The 20,213-nt window shown below is 63.0% G+C and carries 10 protein-coding genes and 1 pseudogene; 1 reads left to right on the top strand and 10 read right to left on the bottom strand.

Annotated elements, in window-relative coordinates:
* The 5 genes and pseudogenes from ABEL04_RS09670 to ABEL04_RS09650 form a co-directional block, all read right to left on the bottom strand.
* Positions 1–1,336, bottom strand: a pseudogene (locus ABEL04_RS09670) (alpha-amylase); the annotation flags it as partial.
* 117 nt (positions 1,337–1,453) lie between these two features.
* Positions 1,454–2,797 carry a hypothetical protein gene (locus tag ABEL04_RS09665; protein WP_375802186.1) on the bottom strand — a complete coding sequence of 448 codons (1,344 nt, stop codon included), beginning with the start codon at positions 2,795–2,797 and terminating at the stop codon, positions 1,454–1,456.
* A gap of 111 nt (positions 2,798–2,908) precedes the next feature.
* Positions 2,909–4,549: a RagB/SusD family nutrient uptake outer membrane protein gene (locus ABEL04_RS09660; RefSeq protein WP_375802185.1), complete on the bottom strand. Its 1,641-nt coding sequence runs from the start codon at positions 4,547–4,549 to the stop codon at positions 2,909–2,911.
* Positions 4,550–4,606: 57 nt separating this feature from the next.
* Complete coding sequence (locus ABEL04_RS09655) at positions 4,607–7,603, bottom strand: SusC/RagA family TonB-linked outer membrane protein (protein WP_375802184.1); 2,997 nt, start codon at positions 7,601–7,603, stop codon at positions 4,607–4,609.
* Positions 7,604–7,805: 202 nt separating this feature from the next.
* A complete protein-coding gene (locus ABEL04_RS09650) occupies positions 7,806–8,885 on the bottom strand; it encodes a LacI family DNA-binding transcriptional regulator (protein ID WP_375802183.1) in 1,080 nt (359 codons plus the stop codon).
* Positions 8,886–9,304: 419 nt separating this feature from the next.
* Here ABEL04_RS09650 and ABEL04_RS09645 point away from each other — a divergent pair, with 419 nt between their 5' ends.
* Positions 9,305–10,882 (top strand): sodium:solute symporter, encoded by a 1,578-nt coding sequence (locus tag ABEL04_RS09645; RefSeq protein WP_375802182.1) that lies wholly within the window; start codon positions 9,305–9,307, stop codon positions 10,880–10,882.
* Positions 10,883–11,094: 212 nt separating this feature from the next.
* Here ABEL04_RS09645 and ABEL04_RS09640 read toward each other — a convergent pair whose 3' ends face one another.
* The 5 genes from ABEL04_RS09640 to ABEL04_RS09620 all read right to left on the bottom strand — a co-directional run bounded on the left by ABEL04_RS09640 (position 11,095) and on the right by ABEL04_RS09620 (position 20,076).
* Entirely contained in the window at positions 11,095–12,099 is a 1,005-nt protein-coding gene (locus ABEL04_RS09640) for a Gfo/Idh/MocA family protein (RefSeq protein ID WP_375802181.1), read from the bottom strand.
* A gap of 76 nt (positions 12,100–12,175) precedes the next feature.
* Entirely contained in the window at positions 12,176–14,191 is a 2,016-nt protein-coding gene (locus ABEL04_RS09635; protein WP_375802180.1) for an ATP-binding protein, read from the bottom strand.
* An 82-nt stretch (positions 14,192–14,273) separates the two neighbouring features.
* Positions 14,274–15,662 (bottom strand): nicotinate phosphoribosyltransferase, encoded by a 1,389-nt coding sequence (locus ABEL04_RS09630; RefSeq protein ID WP_375802179.1) that lies wholly within the window; start codon positions 15,660–15,662, stop codon positions 14,274–14,276.
* 81 nt (positions 15,663–15,743) lie between these two features.
* Complete coding sequence (locus tag ABEL04_RS09625; RefSeq protein WP_375802178.1) at positions 15,744–18,611, bottom strand: zinc-dependent metalloprotease; 2,868 nt, start codon at positions 18,609–18,611, stop codon at positions 15,744–15,746.
* Between the two features lie 163 nt (positions 18,612–18,774).
* Positions 18,775–20,076: a sensor histidine kinase gene (locus tag ABEL04_RS09620; protein WP_375802177.1), complete on the bottom strand. Its 1,302-nt coding sequence runs from the start codon at positions 20,074–20,076 to the stop codon at positions 18,775–18,777.
* Between the last annotated feature and the right edge of the window lie 137 nt (positions 20,077–20,213).

Here is a 20,213-nt window from a genome sequence, read left to right as displayed (position 1 = left end):
CGAGATAGCCGAGCGTATCGGCCAGTACCTCGAACGAGCTTTCGCCGACAAAGTCGCGGAGGAGTAGCTCATAGATGACGAGATTCGTCCGCTTCGGCGGCTGAAAGTCCGAGAACTGAAAGGAGCTCTGTTGCTGGTCGGCGCGGATGACCGACACCAAATTCTCGGTCTGGTCTTCCGGATAGGGCTCGAGCCCCGGATACACCGCTTCGCTAATCCCCCCATCCTGAGGAGACCGAACCTTGTGGGCAAACGGGTCGAAGGTCCGGACCTCCCCGTCCACAAAGTACTGGAAGTCGTGCTGTGTCGACCGGTCAAGGTTGTCGAGCGTGATCCACCAGTGGGTTCCATTCGAGGTCTGCTCGCGCTTCATGAAGTACTGACTGTCGATCTCCCAATCGGAGAAGTCCCCGATCGCATAGACAAATTCCTTCGGTTCAGCCCCCGCGCTCGTCGACGTAAACAGCGATAGTGTGACCGAGCCGTCGCTGTTGTAGTTGATCCCGTCCTGGACGTCCGAGGGACGGGCCTGATCCGCCACGTCCGGCGTGCGGATAAAGAACGTGCTCGTGGAGTCCACGATGGTGCTATCGCCGCTCGTCGCCTCCATCTCGGCGCGAACCCGGTATCGGTTCGGGGTGTCCATCGTGAGATCGTAGGACAGCGAAGCATCCGAGGTGGAGGCCACCTGGGTGTCGTCCACGAAAAGACGCACCTCAGTCAGGTCCTTGACATTGGCCGTGTCCGCCGACACCGAGACGGTGACGGTCGTGTCCGTGGCCGTCATGAAGGGATACAGCGGCGGGTCCCCGGTCGGCTCGGTGATAGTCGTCTCGACGATCGGCTCGTCGCCGCTCACGTCCACCACCTTCACAAAGATGTCGCTCCCGCCCTCGGCCTTCCCCTCCTTCGACCCGTCCGCGTTGCGGAAGACGAAATTCATTGTCTCGATCTTCTCGTCCGCCCCCAGATTGCAGCTGGTGCTCGTGTTCTGGTAATAGGCCCGGATGTCCTGAATCTCCAGCTTGTAGCGGTTGGGCCCCACCTGCGTGAGCTGCGTGTCGTCCCGATTGCCCGTAAACTGGTCATCCGTCGGCCAGTGGTTCTTCACGCACTTCCAGGCCTGATCGGGGTTCTGGTCGGTGGAGATGCCGGTGTGGGCGTACACATCCCCGTTGTGGTCCTTGAGCCCACCGGTGCCCTCGTCGGCGTTAAAGAAGATTGTGACCGACTGGTCGGTGCGGGGCGGAGCGGGCTCCGTCTCCACCACCTGCCCGAACACGGGCGTCGCGGCGACGAGTAGACCGAGGAGCGAAAGGGTCGAAGCGAGGCGCATCACGGGACTACGGAGCTAAGGGGGAGAGGACGGGGTCCAGAGAAACAAAAACGCACCGGCCCATCCCGACCGGTGCGCTCTCGACGTGCACAATAGCGTTCGGCGGGGCGGACCCGATCAGTCAGCCGGCTCCACCAGGCGGATGTCGTCGATGAGGAGGGGGGATCCATCGTCGCCCTGCGTTACCTCGAACCCGACATTGAAGAGGCCCGCGTTCTGAATAGCGGCCGGGTTATTCCCAAAGTCCGTGACGGGAATTTCGAGGGTCTGCCACCCATTCGTCGGAAGTGTATAGGTGTTTCCTTCGCCGTACACAAATCCTCCTTCCCCGTTGTTGGTCTGGAGGAAGATATAGAGCTCATCCCCCGATTCCGCGTTTACACGAAGGGAGAGAATCCCATTCTCGGAGAGATTCGCCTTCAGGTTGTTGTAGTTGTACCCGAAGCCTCCACCGCTTCCATCGATTACCCGGGCCGTGAAGCCGTCACTGTTCTCGGCGACATCCGGACTCGTTCCGAGGGATACTCCTCCGAAGGAGTATTCCAGAGAGGTCTTTTCGAAATCATGAACGCCCGCTACGACGGCGTCTCCGGTAGTGAACCGGAGCTCGTCGACGTTGAACGTCACGCCCTGGTCGGTGGACATCTCTACGCTGACCATCGGTCCATCGCCACCGGCCCGCGACGCCACCGGATTGAAGTCGGAGCTAATCTGATCGAGCGCAATCCCGTATTTGACCCACTGGCTGCCGGCCTGAACGGGCACGTCCACCGAGTGGGTCGTCGTGCCTCCGCCCTCCGAATCCGTGAAGGTGAGGGTGAGGGTGAAGTCGGTAGACCTCGGAAGCATCAGGAAGGAGAACCGAGTGGCGCCCGGTGCGCTGGTTCGGCGCGTAATCGTGGCCGTTCCAGACGATGACGATTGGACCTGAAGAGAGGCGACACCGCTGGTATTGTCGGACACGTTCGTGCTGTCAAGCTCCACGGTCGTTCCCCCCGAGGTGGAAAGGCTCCGGTTCTCAAAGTCCGCCACCACGGCCGTTCGATTCTCGAGGTCGCTGCTGATGATGAAGCGGCTGATCGTCACCGAAACGGTATCTCTCACTTGCCTGTTGCCGGCGGAAGACTGAAGAATGACGCTTTCCGTCACCACGCCCTGAATTGATGCCCCGTACGTGAGAGTCCATTTCTGCTCGCCCTGCGACGGGTCGCCAGTCTCACTGGCCTTGCTGATTGAAAGGTCCCCCGTCGCGGTCGCCTGGGGGTGCCGGTCCAGCCCCTGGTACTGCGTGCTGAACGACGCAGACCCTTCCGCGAGTACTAGGCCCACGCTGGGGGGAGTCTCGAGCTTGGGCTGCACGTTGAAGTCCTGCACGCTCGTCGGCGTGTTGTCACAGCCCATGAAGGCCACGGTGACCACAGCGAGGACGGCAATACTGAGGATACGAGAATAGCGACGCATATCGATTCGCATGGGATCTTGGAAGCTATGTTGGTGATGGCCGTGACGGCTCCGAGAGCGATCTATGTCGCAGTCGCACTCGGGGCTCAGCGCGACGCGCAACAGCGCGCGTTAATATCCCGGATTCTGCTCCAGGTTGGGATTCACCTGCAGCTCAGAGGCCGGGATGGGATAGAGGGCCCGGTAGTCTTCGATTGAGGTTCCTCCCTTCACCCCTCCCTTCCACGGCCAGAGGTATTGGTCGCCCGTAAACTGGCCGTACCGGATGAGGTCCATGCGGCGGCGCGCCTCCCAGAAGAGCTCGCGCCCTCGCTCGTCGAGGATGAAGTCGAGCGTCAGCGACGGACCGTCCTGCGTCCCTACGTCGCGCCCTAGCCCTGCTCGCTCGCGGAGATCATTGATCAGCGTGCGGGCCTGGCTCTCACTGCCCCCGCTTCCGCCGCGCAGGACTGCCTCCGCGTAAATCAGGTAGGCCTCTGCGAGCCGAAACATCGGGTAATCGGTGTCCGGGAAGGTCAAGTTCTGGCCCGGATTCCCGTTCGACGTCACGTTTTTGTACTTCGGGGCAGCGTACCCGTCGCGGAAGTCCTTGAGATTATTGATTTCGAGGCTGTGGGCGGTCGTGTAAAAAATTCCCCGATCATCGGCCGAGGAGAATAGATTGTAGCTCGGTGCGGTTACGCGCAGGCCTCGGTACCCAAAGTCAACTCCGTAGTCCTGGTTGATATTGCCGGTGCTATCCATCGGAGGCCCGACGGCCGCGTGTGTGAGGAACTGGGTACCGCCATAGTGTTGCGTGTTCGAACCGTCGTGGGGGATGGAAAAGATGAGGCCGTTGGCATTCTGGTTATCGGCCAAAAACAACCGCTCGTACGCCGAGAAGCCTCCACGTCCCTCTGTCTGCAGGCTATACGCGCCGGAGTCGATAATCCGACTGGTGTACTCAATCGCGTCGGAGTACCGGGCCTCCCCGATGTAGACCTCGGCGTTCAGGTACAGGTTTGCCAGCACCATGTACGCGGCGGCTCGATCAGCGCGTCCATACTGGGCCTGCCCGATGGGGGGCAGATTCTCCTCTCCGTCGCTGTTGGTGATGGCAATCAGTTCACTCTCGACGTACTCAAAGACCTCCTGGCGCGTGTTCGGCTGCGGCGGTTCGCCGCCAATGGGATCTTCCTCCGTCACGATGGGAATCCCGCCGAAGAGGTCAAGCCCGTGCCAGTAGCTGAGTGCGCGAAGGAACCGTGCCTCGGCCCGCCACTGGGGCATCTTTTCGCGGACGTCACTGCTGACGTTCCGCTGGTTCAGCTTGGCCGGCGTCGACTCTTTGAGGAAATTATTGACCTGCATGACCTGGAACGACACCCGGCTGTACATGCCGGAGAGAAATCCATTCTGGTCCCCCCACTCGGAGGTATTCATCTCCTGGACAGGGGCATCACTGTAGGCAAGAACGGCCTCATCGGTCGGGAGCTCTTGGAGCTGCCACCAGAGCCGGATGTACTGCGAGAAGCCCTCATCGTCAATGCCTTCGATGTCCGGATTGCCGAAGGGGCCCGTCTGTCCAGTGACGTTGAGCCCCGCGTAGAGCTTCGCCAGGTATGATTTGTATGCGCCATCCTGCTGGAAAATATTGTCTGCCGCCGCAAGTCCCTTCGGTTGCACACCGACTTTATCACAGGACGTCAGCGCAAACACCGCGGCGATGAGGGCGATGGGGAGGAGGGTCCGGGAGAGAAACCGACTAAACATTGTGCTAGCTGTGTCTGATGATCGTGTCTGCAAAGGGAGGGTCGACTCAACGGGCCGCTACAGCTGTACGCTGACCCCTCCCGTGAACGTGCGGGAGCGCGGATACACCTGATTGTCGATTCCCTGCCCGGCGGAGTACACCTCGGGGTCCGGACCGCTGTAGCCGGTAAGTATGAAGGCGTTGCTCACGCGCCCGTAGATTCGAAGCTGATCGACGCCCGGCACTTCTCCGAAGGTGTACCCGAGGGTAATATTGTCGAGGCGGAGGAAGGAGGCATCCTCTACGTACACGTCCGAGACGTATTCGGGAGAGTCAAACTCCGTCCGCAGGACCGATTCATGCACGTTGCTCGGAACCCCATTCGCTGAGATCCGGCTGTAGTGGCCAAAGTTGGAGGCCAGGTTGTTGTAGACCTGCTGGCCAAGGTGCGCCCGCAGCGTGAAGCTAAGGTCGAAGTTCTGGACCCGAAGGTTCGAGGTGTGTCCCACCACCCAATCAGGCTGCGGGCTTCCGGTCACGGTCCGATCCTCAGAGTTGATATCCCCATCCCCATTTACATCCACGTACTGGGTCGTGCCCATGGCGGCCGCCTCGGCGTCGGTAAGCGGGGTCCCATCCGGTCCACGCTTGTGCTTGAGCGTAAAGAAGGAGTTGATCGGCTCCCCTTCCTTCAGAACCTGAATGGTCCGGCCGATGGCGCCACTAATCCCTCCCGTCGGGAGTTCAGAACCCGCCTGCGCAAGGTCCAAGAGCCGGTTCTGGTTGTAGGAAGCGTTGAACTGCGCGTCGTAGGAAATCAGATTCGAGTTCACGATGCTCGCGTCCACATTGAACTCAAAGCCCTGATTGCGCATCTTGCCCACATTTGTAAGCACAAAGTCACTCAGGTTTGAGAATCGCGGAGCGGTCGTATTGAACAACAGCTCGTCGGTGATCTTGCGATAGACGGCCACCGACCCGGTGATTCGATCCTCAAACAGCCCGTAGTCCAGCGCGACGTTGTAGGTCGTGGTCTCCTCCCACTGAAGCGTCTGGTCGGCAGCACGGGGGCGAATCGTGGAGACAAACTCGTTTCCGAACTGAGCCTGGGCCCGTCGTCCCCCCGTCGTGTAGAACGGCGCGTAGTTGAAGTCGCCAATTTCTTGATTCCCGGTCATCCCGGCCGAGAGCCGGAGCTTGAGGTTGGAGATCACCGGCACGTCTTCCATGAACGGCTCCTGGTGGATGCGCCACGCCAGTGCGGCGGACGGGAACGTTCCCCACCGCCGGGCCGGCCCGAACTTGGAGGACCCGTCGCGGCGGACGGTCAGCGTGAGCAGGTACCGGTCGAGAAACGTGTAATTGACACGGCCGAAGACCGAAATCAGGCGGCTCGGGATCTCTGCAACCGTTGGGGAGACCTGACTGAGCGAGTCCGACCGGAGGACGTCGACTCGATTGGGTCCATAAATGTCTGTGCTCAGCCCCGCCACGCTGTACTCAGGGTACTCCTCGTCGAAGTCTTGCCACGAGTACCCCACGGTGGCGTCGATTTTACTACTGATGCCGTCGAACGACCGGTTGTAGTTAAGGAATGCGTTGAAGCGTGTATTCAACTGCCGGAAATTGGCCCGTGTGACCGAGCCCGGAAATTCAGATTCCTGCTGGGCTTTCAACTCAATCGGCGCGAAAAACTCGCGCTCGCCGATCGAGATGTCGTATCCCACGTTCGTCCGGAGACTGAGCCCGGTGACAAACGGCACCGTGTATTCCGCCTCAATGTTGCCGAGGCTCCGCAGGGTTTCGCCCGTGTTCTCCTCCAGGATGTAAGAGGCAACCGGATTGTTTACGGCCAGTGAGGGTTCCCACTCAAAGAACCCGCCGTACGGACTTCGTACGTCCCGCACAGGCTGCGTGGGGTCAAAGGACGCAGCGCCCCCCAACATGCCGCCCGGTTCAAAGCTTTCCCTCGTCTTCGATCCCTTCAGGTTGGTCCGTACAGTGAGTTGGTCGTCAAGTAAATTCTGGTTGTAGTTGAGCGAGAGACTCACGCGCTCCGTCCCCGAATCGTGCAGAATGCCCTGCTTGTCGGTGTACCCAAGGGAGATCCGAAAGTCGGAGTCCTTGTAGCCGCGCGCGACGCTTAGATTGTGCTGCTGTCCATACCCGATCCGCTGGATTCGATCCTGCCAGTTCGTCCGTGCAACGCCCAACCTGTTGGCCACGCTCGGGGCCTGCTTCCGGACCACTCGCCGGAACTGATCGGGACCGAGCACGTCGATCCGGTTACTGACTCGACTGGCCGACGCCGACCCACTGTACGAAATTCGAGCCTCTCCTTCTTCGGCCGATTTGGTCTCGATGATGATGACTCCATTGGCACCACGCGCGCCGTAGATGGCCGTCGCGGACGCGTCCTTCAGTACCGTAATGTTCGCGATGTCCTCCGGATTGAGGAAGTTGAGGGGGTTGCGCGACGCAGTGTTTCCGTCGTCGCTAATGGGGACGCCGTCGATAACAAAGAGGGGACTATTGTCCGCATTGACCGACGACGGGCCTCGTATCCGAATGAACGATCCCGCCCCGGGTGCACCACTGGCCGACGAAATTTGAACCCCCGATACCTTGCCGGAAATGAGCTGCTCGGGACTCACCGCCGACGTCTGGTTGAAGTCCGCGGCACTGACCTTCTTTACGCTGCCGGTCACATCCTGCTCCTGCTGCTGACCATACCCGACGACCACCAACTCCTGAACCTGCTGGGCGGCCGGGACGAGGGCCACATTGATTGTGGAGCGCCCCGCGATGGCGACAGTCTGGGCACGGAACCCCACGAACGAGAACCGCAGCGAGTCTGCATCGCTGGGCACGGTCAGCGTGTACTGGCCCTGCGCGTTGGTGGCGGTCCCGATGGTAGTGCCTGGTACGGACACGTTGGCCCCCGGCAGCGGCGCGTTATCGTCGGCACTCGTCACAGTGCCGGTGATCTCTGATTGCTCCTGAGCGGCCGCAGGACCCACGCAGAGAACCAATCCGACGAGCATGAGTGCTAGGAAGGAGTATCGGGATCGCATAACTGGTATTTGGTTCGGTGATGCAGAAATCAAAGGGAGCAGCGCCTCCGTCCGGACGGTATTGGTCTCAATTCTGAAGCCGCGAACGAGAAGGCAAAGGGCGCCGTGGAAGGACGCCCCCACCATGCGTGACGCCCGCGCTCGGTACGAGCTCGTCCGCAGGGCAGGTTATTCCGCGGCGGAGCAAGGGCCGCTCTAAGATTCATTCAGGAGGGAGGACAGAGCCGCTGTGCTCTGCGGCGTCATCGCCGCCCCCGCAGGTCCGACGCACAACAAGCTCCGGGGAAAACACGGTGCTCGATACCGCCCCTTCTCCCGAATTTTCGACGCGTCGGAGGAGGTTTTCCGTCGCCCGCGTTCCCATGGCGCGTGCCGGCTGCCGGAGCGTCGTGAGCCCTGCGCACCGGCTTAACTCGATGTCATCGAAGCCGACGATTGCGAGGTCGTTCGGAACGTGAAGGTCCGCTTCCTGCGCCGCACGCATCGCCCCTATCGCCTGCATGTCCGACGCGGCAAACACTGCGTCGGGCACAGGGTGGCCGTCAAGCAATGTCTTCATGGCCTGGTGCCCGCTCTTTTCGGAGAAGGCGAAGGGGCGTTCGTCGCTCGCGGCAATGAAGCGTTCGTCCACCGACCGGCCGTTGTCGCGGAGGGCCTTTTCGTATCCCTTGCGGCGAAGCCGTGCCGGCGGTGGATCGTACTCGACCGTGATGTGCCCAATCCGTTCGTACCCGAGGTCAATCAGGTGCTGAGTCGCCTCGTACCCTCCGTGCTCGCTGTCGACGGTGAACGACTCGAACGCCGGATGATCGGTATCGACCAGGACAACCGCCTGAGTGGCCTCCGCCAGCCGATCGGCCCCCTCGTTGCTCACCGGCACTGAAAGCAGAAGAATTCCGTCGTTCCGACCGGGCTGCAGGGCCCGGGCCATCCGCGTATTCAGGTCTTCCGCATCGGGCTGGTCGTGGATTAATCCCTGCGCGTTCGCGGGAGCGTGGACCATGAGGTCCATGTCTCGGTCCGCCAGAACGTGCTGAATGCCTCGTATCACGTGCATGTAGAAGTAATTCGCGACGACGGGCGCGACGACGGCAATCTGGTTCGTGTGCTGCCGGGCAAGGTTCTGCGCCGACGCGTGTGGCTGGTAGTGCAGCGCATCCGCAGCTTCCAGCACTCGCTCTCGCGTCTCGTCGCTCACCTCGGACTCGTCGTTGAACACTCGTGAAACGGTCGCCGTCGAGACATCCGCCCGCTCGGCAATGTCGTAAATGGTTGCTGACACAGATGAGCAGCGCAGTGATCAGGCCCAGTGAAGCTTCTGTTATGTAAGCGTTTACACGATAATCCCGCTCCAGTCCAATGTCAAACCGCTTCCAGGTCCTCTCATGCCCTCTCGAGCGCGGATTTCCCCGCTCTGTGACCGAAATGCAGGGTAAACCGCTTACATTTTTACACCCGTAGGAACCTGCGATGCACGTCCACCGGATTGGCCCGGAGGCTTTGATCCCGACCGGTCCGACAATCTTCTCTTCTTGACGGCACGGATCCTCGTCCCTCAGCGGCACGATCCGCCGGGGGTCTCGAGAGCACGAGGTTGAAGAGTTGAGTCTGAGCGTCCGTTTGGGTTATCTTCGACGCTGCGCACGCCTGTTCCTGTTTATCCGGTCTCTTCTCCGCTTCCTGCCCCAATTCCCCGTAGTTATGTCTCCCGACTTCCCCCTCGCCACGATAGACCTGGCCATCATCGTCGGGTATTTCGCCATCGTCGGCCTCATCGGGTACGTCGTCGCCCAGCGCATCGAAAGTGGCGACGATCTTTTTCTCGCCGGGCGCACGCTTGCCTGGGGGACAATCGGGTTCTCGCTGTTCGCGTCGAACATTTCGAGTACCACTCTTATCGGTCTCGCGGGCGACGCCTACCGCACCGGCATTGCGGTATCAAACTACGAGTGGATGGCGGGGGTGGTGCTCGTGTTCATCGCTATCTTCTTCGTCCCCTTCTTCATCCGGTCGGGCCTTACGACCATTCCGGAGTACCTGGAGAAGCGCTTCGACGTGCGCTCCCGCAAGTACTTCTCGGCCCTTACGATTTTCACCAGCGTCATCATCGACACCGCGGGGGGGATCTACGCCGGAACCGTCGTGCTGCGCACCTTCTTCCCGGACCTGCCGTTCGTGCCCACGGCACTTGCCCTGGCGATCATCGCAGGGATTTACACGGCGGCGGGGGGCCTCGCGGCCGTCGTGTACACCGACATCCTTCAGGCCGTCATCCTTCTCGTCGGCTCTACGTTCATTGCCGTCATCACGTTTGCCCAGTTCGACTTTTCGTGGGCCCAGGCAACGGCCCAACTTCCGGAGGGGCACTTGTCGCTAATCCGCCCGCTGGGCAGCGAGGGGCTCCCTTGGCTTGGCACACTCGTGGGTGTGCCGATCCTCGGCTTCTACTACTGGGGACTCAACCAGTACATCGTCCAGCGCATCCTGGGGGCTCGGGACCTAAAACATGCCCGGTGGGGCGCCATGCTCGGCGGCTTCTTGAAGCTGCTCCCCCTCTTCATCATGGTGCTGCCTGGGGCTTTCGCGCTGCAGCTGTACCCCGATCTCTCAAATCCGGACCAGGTCTTCCCGACGCTCGTGACGGATCTGCTGCCGGTGGGCGTCGTCGGGATCGTGATGGCCGGCCTCATCGCCGCCATCATGTCTACCATCGACTCGACACTCAACTCGGCCTCCACCCTCATCACGATCGACTTCATCAAACCGCGCCGGGAGAACCTCACGCCCGAAGAAACGGGGCGGATCGGTCGCATCACCACGATTGTGCTTATGCTCGTGGCGGCCGCCTGGGCACCAATGATTCGCTACTTTCCGGGGCTCTGGAGTTACATCCAGTCGGTTCTGTCGTATCTCGTGCCGCCGGTGGTGGCTCTCTTTCTGCTTGGTGTATTCTGGCCCCGGACGAACGGGAACGGGGCCTTTACGACCCTGATTGGAGGACACGCCCTCTCGCTCGTCGTCTTCGTGCTGAGCCAGATGGGATACATCGACCTGCACTTCACGATCATCGCCGGCATCCTTACGGCCGTCTGCGTCGGAATGCTCGTCGTCGCCTCACTGACGCTGGGAGACGCGCCCGAGTCCGAGAAGACAAAGGATCTCACCTGGGCGAACCGGGTCTACGAGGCCGCCCCACGGCTGGCCTGGTACAAGAACTACCGCGTCCACGCGGCCGCTGTGCTCGGCCTCACGGCCGTAATGATCGTGGTCTTCTGGTAGCGGATCGGACGACGTTCAGCGGTCCCGGCCACATGCGGGGTGACGCTGGATGCTGTAAAGCGCGGGGCCACGCGCCGCAGGGGCGCCGACGGTGCTTCATCGGGCGGATCGCCCGATCGCAAAGGGCGTCTCCACTCACGAACAGATCGGACCCGGAACGGCGATCCGCCGGATGCCAGGCGTGGCGCTCCTTCCCGTGGTGCCCGGGGGACCTACGACGAGCGCAGGGTGGAAGGCGACTCGTCCGGATACCGGACGCCCCACTCGGCCCGCAGGGCATCCGTCGTGTCCAGGATGGCGCGGCTCTCGTCGAGGGGCATCACAGGACTCTCCGTCCGTCCCTCGCGGAGGCAGCGCATGACGTGGGTCGCCTCGAACTGGTACCCGCTCCCTTCGAAGGACCGGGCCCAGGTCTCCGTCGAGCCGTCGGCCCGGGTGAGCTCGAATGGCGCGCCCTTCCACCAGGCCCGCGTGCCACGGAGCCGGCCCTCGCGCCCGGCCAGGACGCAGGTGCGCCCGGCGTCAGCCCGCACGGACGCCTGCCACACGGCCTGCGTCCCGTCGTCGTAGCGGAAGACGACGGCACACTGCTCGTCGACCCCAGTGTCCCCGATCACCGCCGAGGAGGTGACAGCGTCCGGGGGGCCGAACAGGTCGAACGCGAAGGCGATCGGGTAGACGCCGAGGTCGAGCAAGGCCCCGCCGCCGAGGGCCGGATCGAAGAGGCGATGCTCGGGGTCGAAGTCCTGGACCACTCCGATGTCGGCCCGCAGGAGGCAGACGTCGCCGAGCGCTCGTTCCTCCTGGACGAGACGGCGCACGTCGGCCATTACGGGCAGGAAGCGGGTCCACATCGCCTCCATCAGGAACTGGTCGTAGCGTCGGGCCGTCGCAATGAGCGTTTCGGCCTCCGCGGCGTTGAGGGCGAGTGGCTTCTCGCACAGGACGGCCGCCCCGGCCTCCAGGGCCATGGCGGCGTGCTCCGCGTGCTTGGAGTGAGGGGTGGCGACGTAAACCACGTCGAGGTCCGGGTCGGCCACGAGCGCCTCGTACGAGCCGTACCGGCGGGACACGCCAAACCGGTCCCCGAACGCGTCGGCCCGCTCCTGCGCCCGGGACCCGACGGCGGCCAGGGTCGCGTCAGGCGGCAATTGAAGGTCCGACGCGAAGAGATGGGCAATATTGCCGGTCCCGAGGATCCCCCAGCGGATGCTCATGCGTGGTCGATCGTTGGACGATTAAAGGGTTGGGGCATCGGGCCGAACAGGAGACGACTTCCCCCCTTCCGTCCGCTCATCTCTCCGTGGCTTCCGCTCTCTCTTCCGCCCCGCCTTCCCGCGGAAGGCGGACGGTGAAGGTGGTGCCCTCCCCCTTCTCGCTCTTCACCTCGATCCTGCCCCCCATGAGCTCCGTGAGGCGCTTCGTGATGGCGAGGCCGACCCCGTTGCCCTCGTGTCCCCCTGCGACATCCTCCCGGGCGAACGACTCGAACAGATCGGGGAGGAAGTCCTCGTCGATCCCCACGCCCGTGTCCTCGACCTCGATCGTTGCGGTGTCCGTCGTGGCGTGGGCGCGGAGCCAGACCGAGCCCCCGGCCTCCGTAAATTTGAGGGCGTTGCTGAGCAGATTGTCGAGGATCCGGTGGACCATCGTGGAATCGAGCTCAGCCGGCATAGGTTCTTCACTCACGTCTGCTTCAAGCGTGATGTCCTGCTCGGCCGCCTGTGGCTGAAAAATCTCGGCGGTGCCCAGCACCTCGTCGGCCAGGTCGATCGACTCCAGGGCCGGCTCGACCATTCCCGTCTCCAGCTTTGACAGGTCGAGGACCGAGTCGATCGTGTTGAGGAGGCGGCGGCTGCTGCGTTCAATGCGGTCGATGCTCGGTTGACACTCATCGGGGGCCTCCTTTGCCAGCAGTTCCGCCGACCCGATAATCGACGAGAGTGGGGTGCGGAGGTCATGGGTGACGTTGGTGAGGAACGACGCCTTGAGCCGGTTGGCCCGCTCAGCCTCCTCCTTCGCCGCCTTCAGTTCCCGCTCGTGCTGGACCTGCTCGGTGATGTCGTCGATCGAGAAGACGACCTGCCGGACGTCATCCTGTCCGCTCTGGAGAGGCGCCGCATTCACCGAGAGGTACCGGACGGTCCCGTCGTGGCGTTCGAACACGTACCGCCTCCCCGAGATCGATGCCCCACGCTCCAGGACCTCCTGGAAGGGCCACTCCTCGGGCGAAAGCTCATTGCCGTCGAGGTCCGCGAGCGTTCCGGTGTCGAGGTAGGTCATCCCGGTGAGGTCGTCGACCTCGAGCCCGAGGATCTCGCCGGCCCGCTCGTTGGCAAAGGCAACCTGTCCGTCGCTGTCGACAACGGCGATGGCGGCCACGCTCGTGTCCATCACGGCGTCGACCAGGGCGCGCTCCCGCCGCAGATTCTCCCGGGCCTCTACCCGGTCGGTCACGTCGTCGAAGTATACCGAGAGCCCCCCCTCGAAGGGAAACGCCTTCACCTCCAGCCAGCGGTCGAGCGGGGGGTAGTACTCAAGAAACTCGACCGTCGTGTCGTCTTCGATGGCCGCCTCGTATTTCTCCTGGAAGGTGGAGCCGACGGCTTCAGGGAACTCGTCCCACACGGTGCGGCCCAGGAGCTCTTCCCGGGACCGCTCAAGCAGCGTTTCGGCCTGCGCGTTGACGTAGGTAAAAGTCCAGTCCTCGTCGATCGCCACGAACGCGTCGGTGATGCTCTCCAGGATGCGCCGCTGCTGCTCACTAGCCTCTTGGTGGGCCCGGCGGGAGGCGTCCAGGCCCGAAGCGTAGTGGCGCAGGGTCAGTTCGTCCATCACGACCCCAGCCAGATCCGTCAGTGTGGATTGGTCCTCCTCCGAGAGAGTGCGGGGGGCGTCGTCGATCACGCAGAGCGTGCCAAGGCGATAGCCGTTTGGGGCCGTCAGGGGCGCTCCTGCGTAGAACCGGATGTGGGGCTCCCCCGTCACGAGAGGATTGTCGGCAAATCGCTCGTCCTCACGGGCATCCGGGACGACCATCACGTCCTCCTGCTCGATGGCCCGGTCGCAAAACGACACCTCACGGGCCGTCCGTTCCAGCGCGATCCCCTGCGATGACAAACACCACTGGTGCTCCTGATCGATGAAGTTGACCATCGCGATGGGGACGTCAAACAGGCGCGTGGCCAGACGCGTGATGCGGTTGAACGCTTCCGTGGGGGGTGCGTCGAGAATGTCGTATTGCTCGAGCGTAGAGAGCCGGAGCGCTTCCGACTCGTGAGGCCGTGACGCCGCCACGATGGCTTCCATGGAACTCTGGGTCGGGTTGTGACACGAAAAATATGCAGTGCCGGCCACTGTCCTGAACGAGCCCCCCAGAACGGACCGGGCGCTACGGGGCCTCCGCGGTCATGGTCCCGCGGAGGGACTCCCGAGTGGCATTGAACCGCTTCTCCATCGCACCACTGAGGACGACTTCGTAGTCTTTCACCTCGGGATCGAGCCTCCGAAGACGGTCGGGGAGGTCCGCGAGGCGGGCCGCCGCGTGTTCGCGAATGGCATCGGCGGGACGGGACGCCCCTGCGTCCGTTCGCTCGCCGTTGCTCATGACACAGTCCATAAGCGGCGTCCCGTTCAACTGCTCTCCCCTCGTGGCAATGACGTCCCGCACCGCCGCGTCGTCCTCGTGCTGCCGAAACACCTGCTTGCGGCCGGGAAGGTTCGACTTCTGTGCGGACAGCTTCATGCGAGGGGTGCCCGCGTACCCGCAGAGCTTGTACGCAGTGTCGAGGGCCGGCTGGTCGGCCGCGGTGCCCATCTTGGTGCCCACGCCGAAGCCGTCGATGGGGGCGCCCCGATCGAGCAGCTCCGCGATTTTGTACTCGTCGAGGCCTCCGCTGGCGAAGATCATGATGTCCTCGAAGCCTGCCTCATCGAGCAGGCGGCGGGACTCGTGGGCCAGCTCGGCCAGATCCCCCGAATCGAGCCGGATGCCTCGGATATGGACATCATCCTCACGCTCCTCCATGAGATCGATCGTTTTGCGCACCCCGCCTATGGTGTCGTAGGTGTCGACCAGCAGAATCGTCTCCGGGTACAGGTCCGAAAAAGCCCGAAAGGCCGCCACCTCCGAGTCGTGGGCCTCAACGTAGCTGTGGGCCATGGTGCCGGTGATGGGCAGGCCGTACGCCTGTCCCGCGGCCACGTTGGAGGTCGCGTCCACCCCCGCAATGTATGCCGCGCGGGCCGCCTTCATCGCGGCGTCGGTGCCGTGCACGCGCCGCATGCCGAAGTCGGCCACGAGCCGATCGGTCTCGCCGGCGCCTGCCGCCTCGACGACCCGGCTCGCCTTCGAGGCAATCGTGGTCTGGAACGTGATCTGGTTCAGCAGGAAGGTCTCCACCAGTTGCGCCTCCCCGATGGGGGCGACGACTTCCACGATGGGCTCGTCCGGAAAGACGGGCGTGCCCTCCGGCACCGCGTACACGTCGCCGGTAAACTCGAAGTCGGAGAGCCACTCCAGAAATTCATCCCCAAACTGGTCCTGCGCGTCGAGGTAGCCTAGGGCTTCGTCGGAGAAGGAAAGCGTCTCCAGAAATTCGAGACTCTGTTCTAGCCCGCAGGCCAGGAAGTAGTTCCGGGAGCCAAGCCGACGGACAAACAGGTCGAACACGCCCCGCTCGTCCATGCCCTCCCGCCAGTAGGCCTGGAGCATGGTGAGCTGGTAGAGGTCCGCGTACAACGCGGACGTCTCGGCACGGAGCTGGTCGTCAAAGGGCATATGGGGATGTTGTAGGTTCGTGGTACACGCGGCGCAATTGCCGTGCGGGGTGCCGCCCCCTGCTTCCTGGGCCCTGTCCCCCTACGGACTCAGGCTGATCGAGGCGTTGAGGGCGCGGTCGATCTGGGCCTGGGTTTCGGAAAGGTGGGCCTGACCAATCCGGCTAAGGCCGTTGTGCTTGAGGGCCTGGTCGATCTGCGAGGCGAGCTTTCGTAGCTCGAGCCGGGCCAGCGACTGCACGTCCGCCGGCACATCGATCTGGTCAGCCCCGCCCATCGTGATGGTGATCCAGCTGGTTCGACCCATCATGAGCTCGACGAGGATGTCGGTGTATGTGCGTTGCAGGTTGCGCCGGAACGAGTTGATCGAAGGCGGCTTCGGGGCCTCTGTGTCGAGTTCGCCCCAGACAGCCTCTGTCAGCGTCCGGAGAAGCGGTCCAGGGCCGTAGGCCTTTCCTTCGGGCATGCGTACGTTGTTGTCGATCATCCGCTGTAGGCGCGCCGGATGGAGCAGCTCCCGGAGCAGGTTGTCCTGCACCATGCTCACGTAGCGGTGCACCGGGTAGTCGATCGGAATGCTCAGCGAGCTTCCCCAGTGGGCGCGCCGGTTGGGGGCCAGCTTGTTCAGGCGTTCGTCGTCAAACTGGAAGGCATCGGGGGCAAACGCGCCGTCCACGAGCGTCTGCACGGCCCGGCGTTGCTTCCTCGCCGGAACCGGGCGGAGGGGCGTGCGGGCATCAGGGGTCCCCTTGTGGTCGCGGGCCACGCGGATCCCCCCCACCATTTTCGTCACAGGGAGGAGGGCCCGATAGCGTTCCATGAGAAGGGACGTGGTGGCCCGGCGGAGGGGATAGTACCGCTCCCCCTCGGATATGAGCCGCTCGTTGAGCTTCGGCATCACCTTCCGGACGAGCTTCGTGCGGGTTTGGGCAAACGCCCTGGGGCTGGAGCCCAGCTCCCACGCGTTCGTCAGCGGATCGACGGCGTACGCCCCCAGGTAGGCATCCTCGTCTGTGCCATACCGGTGCTTGGGATCGCTCGACTGGGCCGCAATCTGGTTGAGCATCGCCGTCGCGTCCGGTGTCATGCCCGCGAGCGGCCCCCCTTGCGTGGACGACGAGTCCGGGGTGGAGGGCGTCGTTGTGATCGGGGTGTAGCCGTATTTAATGGCCCACTCGTCGTAGGTCCCAACGCTGGGGTTCCAGTAGTGGCCCTGATTGTTCTCGTTGAGGGCGATGTTGACGGGCGCGTAGTCCATGACCGACAGGCTCACGCCGTGCTTGCGGGTGTAACTCTCGTCGTGGAGCTTATCGGTAGGGATGCCCGAAGAGGCCTTGTAATTGTGCCGGAGGCCAAGCGTGTGACCCACCTCGTGCATCACGAGATCCTTGATCGCCGCGCCGAGGTACTTGTCGGGCATCGGTGCCCCGGGCTCGATGACTCCCCGGGCCAGCAGCAGGGTGCGCTGGACCCCGATCTGCTGGGCAATGCCCTGCTCGGCCCAGCAGGCCCGCCGGGCGAGCTTCGGGGACAGCATCTTCCGCAGTGCCTGCGGCGTCTGACGCCGCACGGGGGCCCGAACGTCCCATTTCCCTGCCTGACTCGCCGTTTCTTCGGTCTGACTAGAGGAAGAACGTGATTCTTGACCCATCCCCAAACGGGCGCTAGGGGTCAGCTGGCTGTAGTCCTGCTTCCATCCGCGCACGAACGAGGACGAGATGAGAATGTCGGCGTTCAAGATCTCGCCGGTTCGGGGATCCGTCTGCGAGGGACCGATGGCGTAGCCCATCTGGTGGGCCGCCGTCCAGCGCACGGTCGAGTACCGGATGTCCTCGGCGCTCCAGGTGGAGTCGTCCGGGGCCATCTTGGCCACCACCGCGTTTTTGTATCCGGCCTGCCGGAAGGCCTCATTCCAGGCCTCAATGCCCTGTTTCACGTACGGCCGGTACTCCTTGGGCACGGTCCGGCTGACGTAGTACACGATTGGCTCGGCCGGCTCCACGAGCTCTCCTCGCTTGTACGCGGCCGTATCGCTCGGCGACAGCCGCCAGCGGTGTACGTAGCGCACGTACGGGCTGGCCGCTTTGTCGCGCGAGAAGTCCTTCATGGCGTCGACGAAGTAGCCGACCCGATTGTCGGCGGGACGGGGTTGCATCTTCGGGTCCGGGAGATCGAAGAGTGAGTACCGGACCCCTACCGATACGGATCGGTAGTCCGGAATCGCCTCGCCCCCGATGAGGGGAGGACTCGTGCCTTTGTAGGCCAGCGACACGTCAATCTCCGTGTTTTTCGGGAAGCCCATCGCCTTCTCGACGTAACTCGCACCGCCCTGCAAGGCAGCCGGGGCGCCCCCGAAGTACAGCTTCAACCGGTCTCCAATCTGGGGGTAGTCCGACACCAAAAAGTCGGAGAGCTTGACGAGCAGGTGCTTCGTCGAGTCGTTCTGACTCACGATGTCGAAGGCCTGCACGACGGAGTGGCCCATGTTTTCCTTCAGGGAGGTTCGCATCGGGCCTTCGTCCGCTCTGAAACGGGTGTTTCGGTGAACCAGGTGGATCTTCTGGCCCACGCGGCGGAACTGCATCAGACGCGTGTCGCTGAGCGGCAGTCCGTCGTGCATGTTGAACACCCCTACGCCCTGGCTGATGTGCATGGTTAGCCCGAAGGTCGTTCCCAGCCGCTCCGGGGGAATCTCGGCGTAGAGGGTTCGGTCGTCCGTCTTCTGGTAGAGACGGAAAAAGCCCTCGATTTTTTTGGTGTCTTCGAGCGTCTTGTCCCAGGGCTTGAAGGGGTTCTCGTCCTCCTCTTCGTCGGCCTTCTTGTCGGGTTGTTTCGACGTTGCTTTGTCAGGGGGCGCCGTCTCCTCACCGCCCCCTCCCGAGCGGACGTTGACGGTGGTGCAGGAAACAAGCAGTAGTGCGCTGAGCGCAAGGAAGAAAAGAGAGCGCATGGAAGAAGCTACGATGGATACGTGTGTTGTGCATCGACAAAAGACAACGGCCTCCCCACCGGATCTGTTGCGCCGTCTACGATCAGCCAATCTAGAGGGTCCCTCCGGCCGGATTCCGCCGCGTGCACGAGGCGAGATGCCCGCCCCCGGAGCACAGGAGCGCTCACTCGGCTGTGGCGGCCGACTTCTGCCGCGGCAGCGTGACAGTGACGCGGGCGCCGGCTCCCTCCTCGCTCTCAATGTCGATGGATCCGTCCATGAGTTGAACGAGCCGGTGTGTGACGGTGAGCCCGAGTCCGGTGCCTTCGTGGGTTCGGCCCCGCCCCACCGATTCCTGTTCGAACGGCCGGAAGAGATCTTTGAGGCGTTCTTCACTCATTCCGACGCCCGTATCCTCGACCGTGATTGTCACGGCCTCGGAATGGCCCTGGACCGCAACCCGGGCCCGGTCCCCAGACTCGGAGAACTCGATCGCGTTCTGCACGAGCTCGCCGACGATCCGCTCCGTCGCCTCGGGATCCAGCTGAGCCTCGACCGCCTCCCTGCTCAGGTCGCACTCAAGCTGCGCGTCGTTGCGCTCCGCCATCGATTCGAAGGTGCCTACGCGGTCGGCGACCACCTCGGTGACGTCTAGGGATTCCGGCTGCAGGTCAACCTCCCCGGCCTCCAGCCGCGACACTCGGAGCACAGAGTCCAGCGTGTCGAGCAGGCGGCGACCGCTCCGGCGAATACTGCTGGCGAGGGCCTCCGGGTTGTCCGGATCGGCATCCGCGATCATCTCCGCAAATCCAAGAATCGAGGTGAGTGGGGTTCGCACCTCGTGGCTCATGTTGGCGAGCAGGGCCGACTTCAGGCGGCTCGCCGTCTGGGCTTCTTTCCGGGCCGCACGCAGTTGTCGCCGCATCGACACCCGCGCCTGAAAGACAAAATACAGGACAATGGCCAGCGTCGCAGTACATCCGACGAGCGCAAACGGACTCGTGGTGGGGGACGGGACGACGACGTAGATGCCCACAGAGAGAACGAGCCCGTACCCCAGGAACCAGCCTAGCGGACCGATGCGCTCGATGCCAATGCCGATACAAACTCCTGCGACACAAAAGACAAAGAGGAAGGCAACAGCGTAGTCACCGGCCACTTGATTAAGAACCGCCAGTGCGGCCACCCACGCCACAAGCACGTAGAGTGTCCCCCACATCAGAGGTGTATACCGGGTTCGAACCCAGGTCGAGACGTACGAGGTTCCGAAGAGCCCCGCAAACAGGCCCATCACCGTGAATCGGGCCCACCAGGGATCGACCACCTCAGGCGTCCACAACCGATACAGCACCCCAAACACGGGAATGAGGCTCGCCGCGACGAGCGAAAGGAGGCGGTACAACTGAATGAGCCATTTCTCTCGTCCGGAGAGATCCGCGTCGGCTGGACGCAGGAATGAAAGAAGACCGAACAACGACGAGGGCATGCGTGTGACGGGTGGCGTGTGACGGGTCGCAGGTGGCAATCGTTGGACCGCCTCCTGTTCGCTGTGGTGCCTCAGATGGGCAGACTGGCGCCCCTCCGGTTTCACGGGCTTGATCATGCCCGGTTCTAACCCGGAGG

The sequence above is a fragment of the Salinibacter sp. genome (assembly GCF_042218895.1).
Taxonomy (GTDB): Bacteria; Bacteroidota; Rhodothermia; order Rhodothermales; family Salinibacteraceae; genus Salinibacter.
This window is presented reverse-complemented; position numbering and strand designations above follow the sequence as displayed.